General features: G+C 48.2%; 17 protein-coding genes. 16 read left to right on the top strand and 1 reads right to left on the bottom strand.

Annotated features, from left to right (window positions below; genetic code table 11):
* The first annotated feature begins 93 nt into the window (after positions 1-93).
* The 7 genes from LK536_RS44895 (at position 94) to LK536_RS44865 (ending at position 8,449) form a co-directional block, all read left to right on the top strand.
* Positions 94-1,077 carry a LacI family DNA-binding transcriptional regulator gene (locus LK536_RS44895; protein WP_008719049.1) on the top strand — a complete coding sequence of 328 codons (984 nt, stop codon included), beginning with the start codon at positions 94-96 and terminating at the stop codon, positions 1,075-1,077.
* A gap of 262 nt (positions 1,078-1,339) precedes the next feature.
* Positions 1,340-2,572, top strand: a complete 1,233-nt coding sequence (locus LK536_RS44890; protein WP_227796214.1) for an ABC transporter substrate-binding protein — start codon at positions 1,340-1,342, stop codon at positions 2,570-2,572.
* A 126-nt stretch (positions 2,573-2,698) separates the two neighbouring features.
* Positions 2,699-3,493 carry an ABC transporter permease subunit gene (locus LK536_RS44885; protein ID WP_506092165.1) on the top strand — a complete coding sequence of 265 codons (795 nt, stop codon included), beginning with the start codon at positions 2,699-2,701 and terminating at the stop codon, positions 3,491-3,493.
* A 23-nt stretch (positions 3,494-3,516) separates the two neighbouring features.
* Positions 3,517-4,347 (top strand): carbohydrate ABC transporter permease, encoded by an 831-nt coding sequence (locus LK536_RS44880; protein ID WP_227796216.1) that lies wholly within the window; start codon positions 3,517-3,519, stop codon positions 4,345-4,347.
* Between the two features lie 13 nt (positions 4,348-4,360).
* Complete coding sequence (locus LK536_RS44875; RefSeq protein ID WP_227796217.1) at positions 4,361-5,854, top strand: glycoside hydrolase family 32 protein; 1,494 nt, start codon at positions 4,361-4,363, stop codon at positions 5,852-5,854.
* A 41-nt stretch (positions 5,855-5,895) separates the two neighbouring features.
* Positions 5,896-7,425: a right-handed parallel beta-helix repeat-containing protein gene (locus tag LK536_RS44870; RefSeq protein ID WP_227796218.1), complete on the top strand. Its 1,530-nt coding sequence runs from the start codon at positions 5,896-5,898 to the stop codon at positions 7,423-7,425.
* A gap of 46 nt (positions 7,426-7,471) precedes the next feature.
* Positions 7,472-8,449 (top strand): carbohydrate kinase family protein, encoded by a 978-nt coding sequence (locus LK536_RS44865; RefSeq protein WP_227796219.1) that lies wholly within the window; start codon positions 7,472-7,474, stop codon positions 8,447-8,449.
* A 42-nt stretch (positions 8,450-8,491) separates the two neighbouring features.
* Here the strand turns inward: LK536_RS44865 and LK536_RS44860 are convergent, their stop codons facing one another.
* Positions 8,492-9,298: a helix-turn-helix transcriptional regulator gene (locus tag LK536_RS44860; RefSeq protein WP_227796220.1), complete on the bottom strand. Its 807-nt coding sequence runs from the start codon at positions 9,296-9,298 to the stop codon at positions 8,492-8,494.
* Positions 9,299-9,523: 225 nt separating this feature from the next.
* Between LK536_RS44860 and aguA the strand changes: the two genes are divergently transcribed.
* The 9 genes from aguA (at position 9,524) to LK536_RS44815 (ending at position 20,742) form a co-directional block, all read left to right on the top strand.
* A complete protein-coding gene (gene aguA, locus LK536_RS44855; protein WP_227796221.1) occupies positions 9,524-10,630 on the top strand; it encodes an agmatine deiminase in 1,107 nt (368 codons plus the stop codon).
* Between the two features lie 15 nt (positions 10,631-10,645).
* Positions 10,646-12,046, top strand: a complete 1,401-nt coding sequence (locus LK536_RS44850) for an MATE family efflux transporter (RefSeq protein WP_227796222.1) — start codon at positions 10,646-10,648, stop codon at positions 12,044-12,046.
* A gap of 22 nt (positions 12,047-12,068) precedes the next feature.
* A complete protein-coding gene (locus tag LK536_RS44845; RefSeq protein ID WP_227796223.1) occupies positions 12,069-13,577 on the top strand; it encodes an amidohydrolase in 1,509 nt (502 codons plus the stop codon).
* Between the two features lie 58 nt (positions 13,578-13,635).
* On the top strand, positions 13,636-14,664 hold the full coding sequence (gene ptcA / locus LK536_RS44840; RefSeq protein WP_034577690.1) for a putrescine carbamoyltransferase: 1,029 nt from the start codon (positions 13,636-13,638) through the stop codon (positions 14,662-14,664).
* 17 nt (positions 14,665-14,681) lie between these two features.
* On the top strand, positions 14,682-15,623 hold the full coding sequence (gene arcC / locus LK536_RS44835; RefSeq protein WP_130789683.1) for a carbamate kinase: 942 nt from the start codon (positions 14,682-14,684) through the stop codon (positions 15,621-15,623).
* Between the two features lie 337 nt (positions 15,624-15,960).
* A complete protein-coding gene (locus tag LK536_RS44830) occupies positions 15,961-16,746 on the top strand; it encodes a helix-turn-helix domain-containing protein (RefSeq protein WP_506092164.1) in 786 nt (261 codons plus the stop codon).
* Positions 16,747-16,811: 65 nt separating this feature from the next.
* Positions 16,812-18,380, top strand: a complete 1,569-nt coding sequence (locus LK536_RS44825; RefSeq protein ID WP_227796309.1) for a GH39 family glycosyl hydrolase — start codon at positions 16,812-16,814, stop codon at positions 18,378-18,380.
* Between the two features lie 220 nt (positions 18,381-18,600).
* A complete protein-coding gene (locus LK536_RS44820; protein ID WP_227796225.1) occupies positions 18,601-19,923 on the top strand; it encodes an MFS transporter in 1,323 nt (440 codons plus the stop codon).
* Between the two features lie 15 nt (positions 19,924-19,938).
* Entirely contained in the window at positions 19,939-20,742 is an 804-nt protein-coding gene (locus LK536_RS44815) for an alpha/beta hydrolase (protein WP_227796226.1), read from the top strand.
* Positions 20,743-20,844: the final 102 nt, after the last annotated feature.

The following is a 20,844-nucleotide window of genomic DNA, read 5'->3' as shown; positions in this document are numbered from 1 at the left end:
GTAGACGGATCATATTTTGAGGCCCTGGAAGATTTAATTGACTTTTAATCAAAAGCAATTAAAATGTAAGTAAGAGACAGAGGAGGTGAATATATGGCAAGTATGAGGGATGTTGCCAAGCTGGCTAATGTAGGTCTTGGAACGGTATCCAGAATGTTGAATGACAGCGGATATGTTTCGGATGAGACACGCAGCAGAATCGAAGCAGCCATGAAGACATTGGATTATACGCCGAACGAGCTTGCAAGGAATCTGTATCATAAGAGGACGGGAATCATAGCGGTCCTTGTGCCAAATGCATCCAATCCGTTCTTTGCGGAATTCGTTGACCATGTGGAGTCTGAACTATATAAGGCCGGCTTTAAGATGATGCTCTGCACCACGGAAAAGGAATTTAATGCGGAGTTGGAATATCTGGATATGCTGAACCGGCATATCGTGGATGGTGTCATTACAGGAGCCCATTCACTGGCAGTGGAAGAGTACAGGAAAATCCATAAACCGATTGTTGCATTGGACAGGTATCTGGGTGAGGATATCCCTGTTATCGCAGTGAACCACAAAGAGGGCGGAAGGCTTGCAGCGAAGACACTGATTGATAACGGATGCAGGAAGGTGCTTCATTTCCGCGGCAAGGTAACGGTGGAATCACCATATCATGACAGGCATTTTGAATTTGCCCGTATCATGAAGGAGAATGGGATATATACGTATGATTATGAACTGGGCAGGAACCGTCTGGATTCAGAATATTACAAGAAAGCCGTGAAAGACGTATTCGCAAAGGGAATCGAATTTGACGGTGTATTTGGCGTGGACAGACCGGTCATCGAATGCATGAATGAAACCATAAGAAGACACCGCAGGGTCCCGGAGGATGTGAAGTTCGTGGCATATGACGGCACTTTCATCACGGAGATGGTGGAGCCGTCCCTTACGGCAATCGTCCAGCCGATTGAAGAACTTGCAAAAGAGTCTGTGCGGCTTGTCTGTAACCTGGTAAATGGAAAAGTTTATAAAAATAAGCAGGTAAGCCTCGAAGTGGAGTTGCGCAAAGGAGGGTCAACTATAGTATGAATGTTAAAAGTGCACAAAACGGCCTGGATATTTTCTTGTATTATAAACAAAGTGAAGCCTGAAGTGAAAAATAGTATTGACTTATGCAAAACAGGGCGTATAATGTGTTTATAGAAAGCAGTTGCCTTATTTTTTTTCACAAACATGGAACGGGTTCCATTTCCGGAAAACAAATAAGGCACATAATTTTTCACAAATGTGGAACGGGTTCCACCTGGGTAAAAAGTCATTCATCATTAAATCAAAACAGAGGAGGAGAACAATGAAAAAGAAGATTCTCAGTATCATGCTTGCAGCAGCAATGGCAGGGACAATGGTAGTTGGATGCGGCTCAAACAACAGCGCAGGCGGGTCCAGGAAAGCAGATAAGAACAGCATCACGATTCTGGTGGAAAGCGGTTCCCCCGCAGAAGCCCTTGCAAAAGAGACAGCAGAGGCATTTAAGGAAGAAACCGGGTGCGAGGTAATCATCGATGCGGTGGCTTACACGGGAATGTATGACAAACTTTCCACGGAGATTAAAGCCAAGCAGGCGGCACATGACGTGGCCTGTATGGATGTGGTCTGGCTGGCAGCCTTTGCAGACGCCATAGAAGCGGTGAATGATGCGGATACAAGTGATTTTCTTCCCACCTTACAGGAGAGCGGGACCATCGACGGCAATCTCCTTGGATATCCCATGTGGGTGAATGCGAAGATACTGATTTACAGAAAAGACCTTATTCCGGAGGAGAAGGTCCCAACCACATGGGAGGAGTACCAGACCCTTGCCAGGGAACTGAAGACAGACGACATGAGCGGCACCACTGTTTTCGGCAGCGGTTCCGACGCCGTATGTTCATTCCTGGATTTCGCATGCCAGGCAGGCGCCGAAGGACTGGTGTTTGATAAGGACGGCAATGTGAACATTACGGACCAGGCATATGTGGACGCACTGAATTTCATGGTTGGGAATGCAGGTGCAGATTATACACCGGCAGATTCACTGGCAACGGCTGCCACGGAGTCCCAGGAACTTTTTACCAACGGAAAAACCGCAATGCAGCTCAACTGGAGCCATCAGTACCCGGCCGCAGTAAAGGCCCTTGGGGCGGATAAGGTAGGCTGTGCGCCGATGATTGGCGGCAGCGCGGGCATTGGGGCAACAACAGGCCCCTGGTATGAATGTGTCATGAAGAATTCCGAAAATAAGGAGATGGCTAAAAAATACGTTGAATTCATGTATGGCCACAATGCAGACTACATGAATCTCACCTTAAAGATTGCCGGAAGGACCTCCGTATATGAAGAAGCCGGAAAGGAAGCTGGCAATGAGCATACAGCAGCGGTCCTTGAAACATTAAGCGCGCCGCAGTCACAGGCAAGACCCATGGTGACTACGTGGTCACAGATTGAAGAGGTTCTCATTGGCGTTGTAGAGTCCAGTTTAGGCGGGGCAGATGTAAACGCCACATTGGAGGCGGCAAAGACTGAAATTGAATCAATTGGCAGATAAATTGGCAGATAGTCTTTTAAAAGGTGGTAAATGGGAATGAGATTGATTTCAAGAAAAACTTTATTATTATTCTTCCTGCCGGGTGCACTTTTTATGGGCGCATTTCTCATATATCCAATCATTACAATGGTAATTGACAGTTTCTATGAAATCGGGATTACAGGCAGTAAATCATTGGTCGGCCTGGATAATTATATCCGCGCATTTACCGCTGGAGGTTTTTTAAAACAGTTAAGGAATACCTTGATTTATATTGTAGTAGCCGTTGGTGTTGAGACAGTGGTTGGTTTACTGTTTGCCCTATTTTTTGAATTGGATTATAAAGGAAGTAAAATCATCCGTTCATTCATGATGGCGCCTCTGATGATAGCGCCGTTGGTGGCCGGCCTTACCTGGAAATTAATGATGAGCTCCAGCTTTGGCATCATCAACGAGCTTTTGACGAGGATTGGGATTTTATCAAGCAGCAGCGATATTCTCTGGCTGGCAGACGAAAGATGGTCCTTACTTGCATGCTGCATTGCGGATATCTGGCTCACGACACCGTTTATGATGCTGATGATACTGGCCGGATTGCAGGGGCTGGATACCAGCATGTTAGAAGCCGCCAGAATAGACGGGGCAGGTATGCTTGCGCAGGTATTTACGATTAAGCTTCCCGTAATCAAACCGGTTTTACTGACTGCCCTGTCAGTGAGGATCATTGACGCCGCCAGAACCTTTGACATTATCTGGGCAATGACGGAAGGCGGTCCCAACCGCTCTTCAGAAACAATCAGCATCATTATCTACAAGACCCTGACCCGGTATAATGACACCGGTTATGCAAGTGCGATGGCAGTGGTATTTATTGCAGTCTTAGTCATATTCACACTGGTATTCATGCAGAGCTTGTGGAACCCGAAGAAGCAGGGCCGCTAACGGTTGGCAGGAGGTGTAAAAAAGTGGTAAAAAAAGGTGAGATTGGGAAAATGCTGGGAATCAGTTTGTCCGTAATCCTTACTGTGTGCTGGCTTTTCCCATACATATATGTCATTTGTTGTTCATTTAAACCCGGAACAGAAGTGATTGCAGTTCCGCCAAGCTTTTTCCCAAAGGTATTTTCCGTTGAAAGCTTCTCGGATCTGCTCCAAAGGATGGATGCGCTGAAATATCTGTTAAACAGTTTGAGTGTTTCGCTGGCAAGCACCATCATCGCATTGTTCCTGGGCTCCCTTGCGGCATATGCAATCCAGCGTTCGGGTGCGAAGCTATCCATTGTATTGGTGGTTCTGGTCCTGTGCTTAAAGATGATCCCTACTTCAAGCATCGTAGTGCCGATTTATGAACTGATTTGTAATCTGGGCCTATATGATACAAGGATTGCGTTGGTTATTGTGTATGCCGCCATTAACATGCCCTTTGTCATGTGGACCATGTTAAGCTTTTATGAGGGGATCCCCACAACGCTGGATGAGGCTGCATTTGTGGACGGCGCAAGCAGTTTACAGACATTTAGCAAGGTCATCCTGCCAATCTGTAAGCCGGGATTGGCCACGGCATTCATATTTACCTTGTTCCTTGCATGGAATGATTTCCTCATTGCGTTACTGCTGACCAGCACGGATGCAAAGACATTCACGGTTGGATTGGCAGGATTCCTGTCGGCATACAATTTGGATTTGGGACCCATGTGTGCAGGAGCATTTTTGTTCAGTTTCCCGGTGATGATCATCTCCCTTGCAGCCCAGAAGTATATTGTGCAGGGAATGACGGCCGGGGCAGTAAAAGGTTAAGCGGAGGAGTCTTATGTCGAAAGAATTAATGCTGCAGAATATTGAAAAGGCCCAGCATGAGATAGACAGTAAAAAGAATATTGTGAAAAATGGAAAAATGCGCCAGCGCTATCATTTCATGGCGCAGACCGGATGGCTGAACGACCCCAATGGATTGATTTATTTCCGTGGGAAATATCACATCTTTTATCAGTATAATCCATATGAGGGATTCTGGGGCAGTATCCACTGGGGACATGCAATCAGTGACGATATGATGCACTGGGAGTATCTGCCATTGGCATTGGCGCCCAGTGAGACATATGATGACCATCCCCGGGGCGGATGCTTTTCCGGCAGTGCGGCCCAGCATGATGGCAAGCTGTTCCTGATGTATACGGGGGCTGCCAATGAAGGCGATGGGGTTGGGCAGACACAGTGCATTGCATACAGCGAGGACGGGATTCATTTTGAAAAATATGAGGGAAACCCGGTCCTGACAGCCCCAAAGGGTGTTCCGGTGAATCAGTTCAGGGACTCAAAGGTATGGAAGCATGGGGATACTTATTATATGGTATGCGGCGCAAGCCGGGACCATAAGGCGCAGGCGCTGCTTTACCGGTCGGATGACATGTTCCACTGGACCTTTTTCAACGTACTGGCCGAGAGCCGCGGGGAATGGGGGCATATGTGGGAATGCCCGGACTTTTATCCCATGGGTGATAAATATGTCCTGATGTTTTCGCCCATGGGTGTGGGTGAACATACCTCTGTGTATCTGGTGGGGGATTTTGATTATCAGACAGGCAGGTTCAGTCATTATATAAGCGGTGAGGTTGATTGGGGATTTGACTATTATGCGCCCCAGTCCTTCCTGGCGCCGGATGGAAGGCGGATCATCATAGGATGGGCCAATGAATGGGAGTGGATGCCGTTATGGAAGGACTGGGGACCGACGTACAAGGAAGGCTGGTGCGGTTTTTTCAATATTCCAAGGGAAGTCAGGATGATGGAGAATGGAACATTGCAGTTCCTTCCGGTTGCCGAGACAGAAATCTTAAGGCAGGATCCGATATACCAGGATATGTTTGTGGTAACAGAGACAGAGGCCGAACTGAAAGCCGGGGACGGCGTGGCATTTGAACTGAAGATGAAGATTGACCTTGAGGAAACAGATGCAGATATGCTGGAATTAATCCTGCGCAGCGGTGAGGGAAAAAAGACAGTCTGCCTGTTTGATTTTAAAAATGCGCAGATGTCTGTGGACAGGAATGCATCCGATGGGTGGAGCAGGGGCGTTTCCAGAAGCACAATGTTCCTGAAAGGAAAAAAGGAATTGGATATCCATATCCTATCAGACCAGAGTTCCCTTGAAATTTTTGCCAATGAGTATCAGGACAATCATGCCAATAATATTTTTGCCGGAAACGCACAGAACCGGATTTTAATCCGTACATATGGCGGCAGGGCAGTAATACGGGAGTATGAGTCCTATGGAATGAAGGATTGTTTTAGGGGAAATGATTAGAAGCGGATTAGATTGAGTATGGATGATACGGAGGGAATGATATGGCTGGCATAAATTATTATGACGTAACAGAATGGACGGTTGGCAATCCATATAAGGATATTGGGGAAGTAATCAACAGCATCATTGCAGATATCAAAAGAAGGCAACGGGATTCTGATAATGACGGAGGCGGAAAGCCGGGGGCAGTGATTTATATCCCGCCGGGTGATTATCATCTTGCCACCCAGGTGGTCATCGACATCAGCTATCTGAAAATCATGGGGTCTGGACATGGTTTTACATCTTCAAGCATACGTTTCAACACGCCGGAGGCTGAATGGGCAGATTGGCATGAGCTGTGGCCGGGCGGAAGCCGCATACTTGTGGATATTTCCCCAACGGAGGATGACAGGGAATGGACGGGAGCCGCATTTTATGTGGAGCGCAGCGGGAATCCCAGAATCAGTTCCGTGGAGTTTGCTGATTTCTGCATTGACGGCCTTCATTTTGTGGATGATGGTTCAGGAAAAGCAGACCCGGAAAATACATATACAAATGGAAAAACAGGTATCTATATCGCAAGCGCTCAGGACTCCTTCCGTATTACGGGCATGGGGATTGTGTATTTAGAGCACGGAATCACCAGTTACCACGCGGATGCACTGACAATACATGATAATTTCATAGCTGAATGCGGCAACTGTATCGAACTGCGCGGTTCGGGGCAGGCATCAAAAATAACCGATAACCTCATAGGGGCCGGGTATAAAGGGTATTCAATCTATGCCCAGAATTTTGGAGGACTTCTGGTCACGGCCAACAATATTTTTCCCCGTGGCACAAGCAGTGTCCACTTTGCAGGCGTGATGCGTTCCAGTGTTACAGGTAACCGCTTCCATTCATTTTATCCGGGAATGCTGGTATTTAAGGATGGATGTTCGGAAAACCTGGTTTCTGCCAATCATTTTTTACGGGACCATGAACCATGGGCCCCGATGCAGGGATATGATAATGGTTTGGATGACCTGTACGGTCTCCTGTATATCAGCGGTAACCATAATTCCATCATTGCCAATCATATTTCAGAAACCATAGATACCCGGTATATTAAACCGTCCGGTGCAGCACCTGTAATCATACGCGTTGTTTCGGGCAAGGGGAATTATATTTCAGATAATCATATTGTTGCCACCACTGAAGGGCCGGAGATACAGGCCGCAGAAGGGCCAGAGGGCCAGGCCGCAGAAGGGCCGGAGGGCCAGGACGCAGAAGGGCCGGAGGTACAGGCCGCAGAAGGGCCGGAGGTACAGGCCGCAGAAGGGCCAGAGGTACAGACTGCAGAAACACAGGAGGGCCAGGACACGCAGATACCGGGGACGCAGGCCCCGGAAGCCGGCTCCTGTTTCTCCGCACAGGTGGGGGCGCTGCTGACGGCCGGTGAATTGCGGGAACTTGAGGTGATAACCGTGCTGGTGGAAAGCGCGGCGTTTCAAAATACGGTTCTTGATTCAGGAAGTGACGCACAGGTCATTATGGATAGGACGGTAAATGCATTCAGGGCTACTCCGACGCCAGGAAGGAATGGTTAAACACGCTTCAGGTAAATAAATGATATTTTCCACAGGAGGCATATATATGACAGAAAGAAAATATGACATAACGGCGTTGGGGGAACTGCTGATTGATTTCACTGAAAATGGAATCAGCCAACAGGGCAACGTGCTGTTGGAAGCGAATCCGGGCGGCGCACCCTGCAATGTGCTGGCGATGCTGGCAAAGCTTGGTAAAAAATCAGCATTTATCGGAAAGGTAGGGCAGGACCGGTTTGGCAGTCTTCTGAAGGAAGCCATTGAGTCCGTGGGGATTCATGCAGAGGGATTGATAATGGACAAAGAAGTGCATACCACACTGGCATTTGTACATACATATCCGGATGGTGACAGGGACTTTTCTTTTTACCGTAATCCAGGAGCCGATATGATGCTTAAAAGGGAAGAAGTTCCCTGCGACATAATCATGAATTCCAGGATATTCCATTTTGGCTCCCTGTCCTTTACCCATGCGGGAGTCAGGGAAGCTTCCATGTATGCCATTCAATGTGCAAAAGAAGCGGGCGCCCTGGTTTCATTTGACCCCAATCTCCGGGAACCTTTGTGGAATGATTTAAAGGATGCTAAAGAAGCCATTGGGTATGGCATGGCTTGCTGTGATATCCTGAAGATATCTGATAACGAACTGATATTCATGACAGGTGAGACAGATTATGATAAGGGCGCTTTCATCCTTCAGGAGAAATACAAGATACCGCTTGTATGTGTGACCCTCGGAAAAGAGGGAAGCAGGGCGTACTATAAAGGCATGAAGATTATAGGGAAGCCCTTTGTCCAGGAAAATACGATTGAGACAACCGGTGCCGGCGATACATTTACCGGATGTATGCTGGACATGGTTCTGGAGAAGGGGCTGGATTGTCTTACGGAGAGGGATATCCGCCGGATGCTCTTATTTGCCAATGCGGGAGCTTCCCTGGTTACGACGAAGCGCGGGGCGTTAAAGGTAATGCCGGATAGGGAGGAGATAGAGGAACTGCTGGAAAAAATTGGGAATAATTAGACATTAAAGTCCCCGGAGGAGATTCCTTCCGGGGTTTTTGATTTAACCTCCCCAATCCATCCTCTCATTAATATCCACCAGCATGGATGCCTGATTATAATAATTTGTCATAAGCTGGGAGCGGTTGACCACGTCAAGCTTCCGGTACAGATTATTAATATGTTTCTTAACGGTATTTTCCGAGATGAAGAGTTTTTCACCAATCTGCTGATTGCTGATGCCGGAAATGATCAGCTCCATGATTTCCTCCTCCCTCTCCGTCAGGCCGTACCGCTTCATCCGGCTTTTGTCGGTTTCTTTATCATTCTTTTTTAATCCATTTGGAAAACGCATGGAAAAGCTGGCGGACAGGTGGCGGTTCAGGATTTTCAGGATTTCTATTTCCCGTTCGCCGAAGTCGCTGGTATCACGGCTTCTGAACAGCGTGATTGAACCGAACATGATCTGGTGTTCAACAATTGTGCTCCCCATGCTGTAGTAGACACCCATGGGTTCCATCCACCGCTTGTAAATCAGGGAATTTTCCCGGACAGGATTGCTGACGATATCTGAGTCGCTGTAGATGATGGGCTGGTCGGTATTGAAAATCCATGCCACATAATCCGAGAACTGATACTGTTTATAATATGAAGTAATCTGCTCCACCGTCATATTTACGGATACCGGGTGGAAGAAATAGAACTGTCTGTCTTTACAGCTGCACAGATCAAAAAAGGACTTCTGGTTTGGGATCAGTCCGTCCAAATCTTCCATAAACTGTCTTTGCATCGCATCCAGTGCCTCAGTGGTATGGATTTTCAGGATACAGTCATCTAACTTTCTCCAGTCTTCCTCTGTCAAAGTCACCATAATTCCCCTCTCCCATTCTGATATGCCTATTTTAGCATATAGAAACGGGAAATACAATCAAGGGGGGAGTAGACGGACGTAAGGTTTATAGAACGAAAGTGTTATGGCAGGTAGTAATTTTCGTGGTACTGCCTCCGGGTAATTGTACCTTTCATATAAATCCCGTATGATGGGATTACCGAATATATTTGGAAGTGATTTAAATTAGACAGGAGGGGATTTATCATGAAAATAATTCATAGTACGCCAAAGAAGGACGGGTTCCGTATGCCGGGAGAGTTTGAACCACGTAGACAGGACTTTTTAATCTGGCCTGAGAGAACGGATACATGGAGGAACGGGGGCAAACCGGCCCAGCAGGTATTGGTGGATGTGGCAAAGGAAATCATAAAATACGATAAGCTGACCGTATTCTGTTCATCCGGTCAGTATGAGAATGCCAGGGCGCGTCTCCCGGAAGCGGTGCGGGTGGTGGAGATGTCTACGGACGACGCCTGGGCCCAGGACAAAGGGCCTTTCTATGTCATCAATGATAAAGGGGATATGCGCGGCGTCACATGGGGATGGAATGCCTACGGCGGACTGGAGGGCGGACTTTATTTCCCATGGAAGTATGATTCGGAATTTGCAGCCAAGCTTCTGGACCTGGAAGACTATGACCGGTATGATGCCAGGAAAATGGTGCTGGAGGGGGGCGCCACCCAGGTCGATGGCCAGGGAACCCTGATCATCACGGAAAACAGTGTCTTAAACAGGAACAGGAATCCTCATATGGCTAAGGAACAGGTGGAGGAATACCTGAAGGAATATATGAATCTTGAAAAAGTCATCTGGTTAAAGGACGGCATGGCATTTGACGAGACAGACGGACATGTGGACGATGTGTGTTTCTTTGTCAGGCCGGGGGTGGTGGCCCTCTCATGGACCGATGATGTTAATAACCCCCATTATAAACCGTTAAAGGAGGCTTATGATATCCTGAGCAGTGAAACGGATGCCAGGGGACGCAGGTTGGAGATCCATAAGATTCCCCTTCCGGATATATTACATATTACTGAGGAGGAAAATGCCGGAATCGATATCTGTGAAGCCGCGGCGTCCAGGGTTGCAGGACTTCCGCTGGCAGTCACTTATATTAACTGTTATTTCATGAACCATGCGTTGCTTGTTCCACAGTACGGGGATCCCATGGACCAGGTTGCATGCGACCTGTATGCCAAATTGATGCCTGACAGGCAGATCATTAAAATCTGGACCAGGGAATGGTCCCTTTGCGGAGGCAATATCCACTGCATGGCGTTACAGCAGCCGGATCCCGCCCCCAGACAATAGAAAGGAGGTCCATCCATGTCATATGCAGAGGAAGCTGTTACCGTGGCCGGTGCCGTTGAATATTCCGAGGAAGAACGGGAAATGGGCACGAAGGACATTAAGTCCTTATTCATTCATTACAGCGTAGTCACATTTTGGGGGATGCTGGCCCAGGCTGTCATGGTCATTGCGGAGGGAATCATCATCGGCAACGCCTTAGGACGCAGCGGCCTTGCCACCATTTCCATTGTCATGCCCATTGAGACCTTAAACCTTGCCTTGGGAACAGGGCTTGGCATTGGCATCAGCAGCCTTGCGGCGATTAAACTGGGGGACGGGGATGAGGAAGGCGCCAGGAAAACCTTCTCCACGGTCTTTTGGTTCATGGCTGTCATGATGACCGTCTTTTCAGCCCTGGTATTTTTTAATGCCAGGACCGTGGCTGCTTTTTTGGGAGCGCCTGCGGAGCTGGTTAATGAATGTGTGATTTTCATCAGGGCATTCATGTTCGGCCTTCCGTTCTGTGTGCTGGGACAGATTCTCGGTTCTGTACTCCGGGTGGACGAAAAACCGGGTATCGCCTCCTTTGCCATGGGCGCAGCGTCCATGACTGCCCTGGCAATCCTGTACTATGGGGTCATGGTGCTGAAAATCGGCATCCTTGGGGCAGGTATCTATTATGGCTGTACCCTGGGGCTTAGTTTCATGGCAATACTTTACTTTTTGTTTAATAGAGATACAATATTTAAAATACGTCTTTCCGATTTGAAGATTGACTTTTCACTGGTGGCGGCATCCTTTAAGATCGCACTTCCGTATCTGGGGTTTCAGGCAGCCATCTTCATCTCCACCCTGGTCATCAACCATCTGCTGGGAAGATATGGTTCAGACCTTGAACTGGCTGCCTTTGGCATCATCAATTCCTATATTGCCTATACGGTCATGATTTTCTCCCAGACCATGGCAAATGGCCTTCAGCCCATTGCCAGCTTCAACTATGGGGCAGGAAAACCCGGACGTCTTTTGGAACTGCTCCGGTCGGGAATCCGGATCCATCTTCTGGTGCTGATTGTGGTGAGTCTCCCGGTGGTGATTTTTGCGCCGGCCATCATACGGCTGTTTGCAGGAGGCGACGCAGAGCTGATTGTGACAGGCGCCCGCGCCATACGCCTGTTTACATGTCTGACCAGTCTTGGTATGACTGCATATTTTATTTCCTGTTATTACCAGTCGGTGGAAAAAGTCAGGATTTCCATCATTATCGGCATAAGCCGGTATGTGGTGGTGATTCCACTGATGTTCCTGCTCTCATCCGTGTTTGGGGTCATGGGGGTCTGGTACAGCCAGTTCCTGTCGGATTTACTGGCATTTTGCCTGGCAATTGGTTTCATAGTGAAGGAGGCCGGGAATTTAAAAGCGCAGCAGTCCGGGCTATAGTTTCTGAAAGGAGTTATGAACAATGAAATATGATCTGGTAATCAACGCAAAGAAAATCATTACCATGGATGAATCGAATCCAACAGCAACCTGGGTGGCCGTTAATCAGGGGAAAATTGCAGCCATCGGCTCCGGCTGTCCGGTTCCGGAGGGTGTCTCTGTCCTGAATCTGCCGGACAGCACAATCGTTACCGGTCTCATTGATTCCCATATCCACGCTTCGCTTTCCGCTGTCACGGCCAGCGCCGTTAATCTTGTCAATGCAAAGAGTGCGGCTGAGGTCCTGGAACTGGTGGAGGAACGCTGTGCTTCCTCTGAGGATGATTTAGTCCTGGCATCCGGTTACCTGCCTGTGATGATGGAGGGCGGTAATGTTCCCACACGCACGGACATCGACCGGATTTCCCATGGAAAGAAAGTCATGATCCTGAATCTGGACGGACATGGAAGCACCCTGAACACAAGGGCACTGAGCCAGCTGGTATTCCCTGAGGACCTGGACGGGGTGCATTATGACACGGGCATCATTAATTCCGATACGGCCCAGTTCATCGCGCTGATGGATATCATGGACACCATTGACGAGGAACATCTGGAAGGGATGATGGATGATTTCATCGCCAGTGCATTAAGCCTGGGGATTACGGGTTTCCATGGGCTGGAAGGGCAGTTTGTCCGCAATAATAAGGATATCCGTATCTGGCAGAAAAAACAGGATTCCATGCCCATACATATGGTTATCTATCCACAGATATGGCGCTATGAAGATGCAGAGGAGTTCCATCTCCCGCGCCATGGCGGATGCCTTACCCTGGACGGGGCCGATGTACAGTGGACAATGGCCCTTAGCCGGCCATATGACAACCGGCCGGAAACACGGGGATTCCTTTATCACACGGATGAGGAGCTGTACCATATTGTGTCCAAAGCCCATGCGGATGGCAGGCAATGCAGTTTCCATGCCATGGGGGACCGGGCCATTGACCAGATCCTCTATATCTACCAGAGGGTAATCAAGGAACAGGGGGACAAGGGCCTGCGTCACCGCATAGAACATTTTACCCTGCCAACGGACGAACAGATCCAGATGGCTGTTGATTTAGGGCTGGTCATTTCCGCACAGCCGGAATACCTCTACCTTTATGATTTTCCCGGCGGACACCTGGAACAGTATTTTGGCAAGGAGCGGACCGCCCGCATGGAATGTTATAAGACCTGGATTGATTCCGGCCTGGTATTTGCCGGAGGTTCCGACTCGCCAATCAACGGTTTGAATCCGTTGTCGGGAATCCACTCCCTTGTGAACAGCTCCCATCCGGGGAGAAGGATGAGCGTGACGGAGGCAATCAGGTGCTATACCTGGAACTGTGCGTATGCGGCGTTTGAGGAGAAGGAACGGGGAAGTACGGAGGTTGGCAAATATGCAGATTTTACGGTCCTTGACCGGGATCCATACGAGGAGCCGGATGATATTGTCAACTTTAAGGTACAGATGACCATTGTGGATGGCAAGGTTGTCTATGAGGCTTAATGCAGTGGTTAAACCGATAGAGGAATAAATGAATGATGAATCAGGAGGAAATGGCGATATGTATGCAAATGGGGTGAGACATTTTATTGACACGCAGGATTTGACGAAAGAGGAAATCCTGGACATTGTAAATCTTTCCCTGGAGATAAAAAGAAGCATCAGGGACGGTTATTATCCGCCGCTGATGAAAAACAGGACGCTGGGAATGATTTTCCAGCAATCCTCCACCAGGACGCGGGTTTCGTTTGAAACCGCCATGGAACAGATGGGCGGACATGCCCAGTACCTGGGGCCTGGCATGATACAGCTGGGCGGCCATGAGACCATAGGGGATACGGGCAAGGTGCTGTCCCAGCTGATTGATGTGGTCATGGCCCGCGTCATTGAACATAAGACGGTTGTGGAACTGGCCCAATCCTGTTCCATACCGGTCTTAAACGGCATGTCTGATTATAACCATCCCACCCAGGAAATCGGCGACATGTGTACAATCATGGAGAACCTGCCAAGAGGTAAGAAATTAGAGGAATGCAAGGTTGTGTTCGTGGGTGACGGGACACAGGTATGCGCCTCCCTTGGCTTCATTACCACCAAGCTTGGAATGCATTTTGTCCACTATGGACCAAAGGCACATCAGTTAAATGAGCAGTATAAGGATATCCTGGAAGGAAACTGCAGGGTTTCAGGCGGGACCTGGGAAGTTACCGACAACAGGGATTCGGTGCGGGGAGCGGATTTTATCTATACGGACGTATGGTATGGACTGTATGAGAATGAGATGCCGAGGGAAGAACGGGTCCGCGTATTCCATGATTATCAGGTCAACCGGGAATTGATGTCACTGGGGAACATCGGATGTAAATTCATGCACTGCCTGCCTGCGACCAGGGGTGAGGATGTAACGGACGAGGTAGCTGATTCGGATTCCTCCCTGTGCTGGGAGGAGGCGGGGAACCGTCTGACCGCCATGCGGGGACTGCTGGTATATTTTACCCAGTACCAGAGGGAAAATGTAGCTGGAGAGCTTAAACGGATGGCTGCAAAGGAGTCATTGGAAAACTTTATGGGTGGAAGAGGAATCAGCTGATTGCATAAGGAGAAGATATGCCGAGAATCGTCATAGCGCTGGGCGGCAATGCCCTTCAGTCTAAAAACAGCCAGCCCACGGCAGAGGGCCAGCTGGAAGTGGTGAAGAAGACATGCGGATATATTGCGGATATCTGCTGTAAAGGATATGAGATTGCGATTGTACATGGAAACGGCCCGCAGGTGGGGAGGATATTGCTTGCATCCGAAGCAGCCAGGGATGTGACGCCTGCAATGCCCTTTGATGTATGCGGCGCCATGTCCCAGGGGTTTATCGGTTACCATATCCAGCAGTCCTTAAAATATGAATTAAATAAAAGGAACATGAATTACCCGGTGCTATCCGTGACCACACAGATCGTGGTGGATAAGGACGACCCTGCTTTTTCAAATCCCACGAAGCCCATCGGACCTTTTTATACAAAGGAAGAGGCAGAGGCACTGGAGGCGGAAAAAGGATACAGGATGAAAGAGGACGCCGGGAGGGGATTCAGAAGGGTGGTTGCCTCACCCATTCCCAGAAGGATTGTGGAGATTGATGCAATTAAGGATTTATGGGAATCCTCCATCGTGATTTCATGCGGCGGGGGAGGGATTCCGGTGATTGAGAATATGGATGGGACACTGGAGGGGGTGGCGGCTGTCATTGATAAGGACCATGCGGCCGAATTGCTGGCCGAACGGGTGGATGCCGACATTCTGATGATATTGACAGAAGTGGAAAAGGTAGCTGTCAACTGGGGAAAACAGGACCAGAAAAACCTTGACCATCTGAACTTAAAGGATGGGATGGAATACATCCGGGATAACCAGTTTGCTCCCGGAAGCATGCTTCCTAAGGTGGAGGCCGCCATGAAATTTGTCCGCAGGTATCCGGACAGGAAGGCAATCATCACCAGCCTGGATACGGCGATAGAGGCGTTGGAAGGGATGGATGGCACAACGGTTACGTTTGCTTAAGGGCTGGAAGACTTTAATCATATTTGGATGTAATTAAAATTGAAGATGGTTTATCTGCAGACAGTATAGCCGTTATGACTATGCTGTTTTGCTTTAATTGGAGTAAAATCCTGTTAATATTGGAACATAATATGATATACTGTTTTTGAAAATGTGTTATTTTCCTATTTGTTTTAACTTCTGGCCATGGCCCGGCAATACCATGGACGGGTTGGTATGGTGCAGCTGTTTGGGGGCATGTCCGGTAACAATACAAAGAAGAACGGGGTGAATCGGGGTGAAACAGAAGAAAAACAGAGATAAGCAAACGGGGGTTCCAATCCCTGTTTCACTGTATATGGATGAGGGGATGGAGGATGGAAGCTTCTGGCACTGCTGTGACGAAATGCTTCATATGGTGCTGGCGCTTCAGGGGACTGTTTTTATCACCAACGGGGATATGGAAGAAAGGCTTTCGGAAGGGGAGCTGGTGGTGCTTAACCGGTATACCCCATTTGCGGTCAGGAAGGACAGAGGGGGAGTATTCCTTGTGTTCAAGCTGGATACGGCTTATTTCAACCGTTTTTATACGGACTTTTCCGATAATATTTACAAAAGACACGGGCTGCTGGGAGATATCAGGCTGCGGGGAATGCTTGCGGAGGTGGTTTGGAATCTGCAGACAGGAGGAACGGAGTACCGGATGCTCCTGGAGGCAGGAATCTTTCAGATTGGCCTGGAACTGGTGAAGTATTATTCAGATGAAAAGTGGAAGAATGGAAAAGAAAACAGGAACCACATTAAACGCATTGCGGCCTACATCGGGGAGCATTACCGGGAGCCCATCCTTTTGGGCGAGTTAGCCGGTCATGTACACCTGAATGAACAGTATCTGTCCAGACATTTTTCAAACCTGATGGGGATTACCATTTCAGAATATATTACGTCCCAGCGGCTGTATCACTCGCTGGAACTTCTGAAGTATACACAGGAAACGATTTTGGAAGTGGCGCTGCAGTGCGGCTTTGCAAATGCGAAATCTTATTATAAGGCATTCAGGAAACATTTTAACAGGACGCCTGCGGAGTACCGGCAGGAGCAGCAAAGGGGGACCGGGGATTTGGACGGGGGCCGCAGCAGCTAAGCGGGAAGCCGCAGAAAGCGCTGCGCAGACAGGCATTGGAAACACTGTATGGGTACAGGGGACAGGTGACGGCACGTACGCCTTCAGAAACCATACACATTGATACCGCACAGGATAATGGATGCTTGAATAAGGTGTGGAACCGGATCCTGGCATTTGGGAAGGCGGCGGACGGCTTAAATGAGGAGACCCGGAACCAGCTGCGCATGGTGCAGCAGGAAATACCCTTTCAATATGTAAGATTCCATGGCATTCTTTCTGATGAGATGCGGATTTACCATGAAGATGAGGATGGAATCCCTTATTACAATTTTAACTATGCCGATGAACTATTGGATTTTTTACAGGAAATCGGCCTGAAGCCGTTCATGGAACTGGGATTCATGCCGGATAAGCTGTCAGCTGAACGCAAGTATATGTTTGCCTGGCGCGCCAATATCGGTAAACCTAAGGATATCATCAAGTGGGAGAATCTCATACAGGCCTTTTTGCTGCACTTGATTACACGGTATGGAAGGGATGAGGTGCGGACCTGGTATTTTGAAATCTGGAATGATCCGGACCTGATTTCCAAGCTGGATCCATCCCCTGAAAAATCAGGATATCCATTTTTGAAATCCACCTATGAAAGCATCAAGAAGGTAGACAGGGAACTTACCGTGGGTGGAATGAATACCTTTGCGGTGCTTATGACTCCTGAGATTGTCAGGGCATATATGCAATACATCAAGAGGGAAACGATAAAACTGGACTTCCTTTCCTTCAGCCTTTACGGTGTCCGGAATGAGGATGCGGTCTGGAAAGCATGGGAAGACGATGCGCTTACGAACCATACCACAGATTTCCTGCTTCCCCAAAGGATGATTGGGGATCTGTACTTTGCGGATATTGAGGAAAGCGGACAGATATTTGAACGGCTGGGACAACAGATACGGCAGTATGGTTTTCAGGGTGAACTGATTATTAATGAATGGAATCTGGTTCCGGATCCCAGGGAGGTCATTAACGATACGTGTTTCAAGGGAGCCTATTTTGCGGCAGGTATGCTGCAGATCAGCAGACAGGCTGATGCGGCGGCATACTGGACATTCAGTGATATCTTTGAGGAGGTCGCCTTTAAGGAAGAACTTTTTCATGGGGGTATCGGCTTTATCACCAGAAACGGCCTGAAGAAGCCGGTATACTATGTCTATGAACTGATGAATATGCTGCGGGACACCGTGGCTGCGTGGGGAGACTGCTTTGTTGCCACAAAATCAGAGGATGGGAGCGTGACCGTCCTGTTATTTAACTATTGCAGGCTGAAAAATTATCAGTTCAGACAGATTGAAAAGGAAGACAGGTACCATTATTTTGAGGAGGCAGACAAAGAAGTCCTGCTGAAACTTAAAGGGATGAATGGATATTACATCCGTAATACTTACCGGGTGAACCGGGAAGAAGGCTCTGTCTATGACGCATGGATCCGGATGGGGGCGCCCCGGTCCCTGAAACCGGACGGACTTCGGTTCTTGAAAAATAAGTCCCTGTACCACTTTGATACCCGGGAAGTTTATCTGACGGATCTGGCTGTGGTTCCTGTGCATCTGGAATCCCACGAAGTGATGCTGATGGAATGGCTGCCGGTACGTTGACCGGATAGCTGCGGAAATTGTTTATAATTACTATTTTTATACCCTATTTTGACTTTTCTTTAAGGAAAAGAAAAATAGGGTATTTTTTTAGGATTTTTCGTCAAAAAGACAGGGTGTTTATTGAAAAACCAAGTCAAAAATGGAAATGTGCCATTTTCGGATATGAGATAAAATTACAGACACAAAAGTAATTACTTAAAACGGAAAAGGAGAGAATGGTATGATTCAAAATCGTGAAACGACAACTGTCCAAAGAGGAACCTATTATTGCTATTTCCTGGGGCAGAACATGCTGTATTTTATCGTAAGCTCTTTTGCGATGCTGTATTTTACAGACTACATGGGGGTGTCCGCAGCGGCAATCGGTACGATTTTCCTGGCAGCGCGGATCTGGGATGCGGTTAACGATCCCATGTTTGGTATTGTTGTTGACAAGGTGAACCGGAAACCGGGAAAGTATAAGTTCTGGATTAATATTGCATCGCTGGTACTGCCTGTGATAACACTGCTGGTATTCTGCGTGCCGGATATATCCGCCACAGGAAAACTTGTCTACATTACCATAACCTATGTTCTGTGGGGCATGACCTATACGGTCAGCGATGTCCCGGGGTTTGGGATATCCACGGCTATTTCCAATAATGTGGATGAACGGAATTCCATGCTGGCCAACAGCAGGCTCTTTGCCGTGGGAGGTTTGCTGGTCATTTCCGCTGTAATCATGAAGCTGGTTTCCGGCATTGGCTGGATTGGTGCGGCGGCTGTAATTGCAGTGGCGGGTGGTATTCTGATGAACCTTATGCGTCCGGTCGTCCATGAGAAATACCAGGTGGCGGACACCGGGGTCACAATCAGACGTATTGTCGATTATGTCCTGCATAACAAATATCTCCTGATTTATTATCTGGGGATTACCCTTATGTTTTCATGTAATACAATTACAGTGGTAAGCAATTATTTTGCAATTTATAATCTTGGAAGCGAAGACTATATTGCATTGATGATGATAATATCCATTGTACCTATGCTTGCGGCGGCTGTGATTGCCCCTCCGCTGATCCGGAGATTCGGAAAATATGCCGTGACAATGGCAAGTTGTGCGGTGGGTGTCATCATATATGGCGGATTTTACATGATTGGCTATGGAAGTATTGTCATGGTGGTCATCTGTATGGGAATCGGAGGACTGGCCATCGGAATGACCAATGTGATGTATCCGATGATTACAGCGGACTGTATCGAATATGGGACCTATGTGACAGGGGAGAGGGCGACCGGGATTTCCTTTTCCATCCAGACATTTACTACAAAGCTAGGCCAGGCCGTGGCCGCAAGCCTCGGGGCGTTCCTGCTGACAGCCAGCGGCTATGTCCCCAATGTGGCCCAGGAGGCGCATACGCTGAAGGGGATTTTTTCAATGATAACGTTACTGCCGGCGCTTGGGATGCTTGGCATGATGGTTATCTTCGGACTGTTCTATAAAGTACGTGAGAAAGATGTGGAACTGTATATCAATACAAATGCACAAAATTATAAGGAATAGAAAGGGGAATGTGGCATGGCATTATTACACTGTAACTTTTTTTCAGAAACTTTATTAAAGGGAGAGAACCTGTATGTAATTATTCCGACTCCCGACTCGGATGAGCTTTTAAACAACAAAAAAGTATCCTACTTTAAAGCGGGGGCAAAATATCAGACCTTGTATCTCCTGCATGGCGGTTATGGGGATTACGCGGACTGGGTGAGATTTACCAGTATCGAGAAATATGCCCAGGAACACAAGATAGCCGTGGTGATGGCTTCAGCCGGAAACAGTTTTTATCAGGATTTAAAGAGCGGCAGATATTTCACCTATATCAGCGAGGAGGTACCTAAAATTGCCAGGGCGCTGTTCCCGCTTTCTGAGAAAAGGGAAGACAACTTCGTAGCAGGCCTGTCCATGGGAGGATACGGGGCTTATAAGCTGGCATTTTCCCATCCGGAGCGCTATGCCTGCGCCGCGAGCCTGTCCGGCGCACTGGATATCTTTGGGACAATGGACATGCAGATGAATGGGGAAGGTAATCCGATAATGGATGCGATTAAGGATGATTTGAAGGACATTGCGGGGACAGACAGCGATTTAATGTCCACACTTAAAAAATTAAAGGCCCGGGGAACGGAGCTGCCGAAACTGTATCAGGCGTGCGGTACCGAGGATTTTATATATGGGTTAAACTGCCATATCCGGGATGAAATCCGCAGTATGGGCGTGGACCTTACTTATGACGAAGAGCCGGGCGCCCATACATGGGATTACTGGGACCGGAATATCCAGAAGGTACTGGACTGGCTGCCGCTGAAACGCGATCTGGTTTAGGGGAATGGCATAGGGATGCAGGGGAATGGCATGAAGCTGTTCCCCTTTTTTATCATTTTGTTTCAAATCCATTTAAAATACAACACCCGAGGAGTATCCCAA

The sequence above is a fragment of the Clostridium pacaense genome (genome assembly GCF_020709765.2).
Classification (GTDB): domain Bacteria; phylum Bacillota; class Clostridia; order Lachnospirales; family Lachnospiraceae; genus Enterocloster; species Enterocloster hominis.
This window is presented reverse-complemented; position numbering and strand designations above follow the sequence as displayed.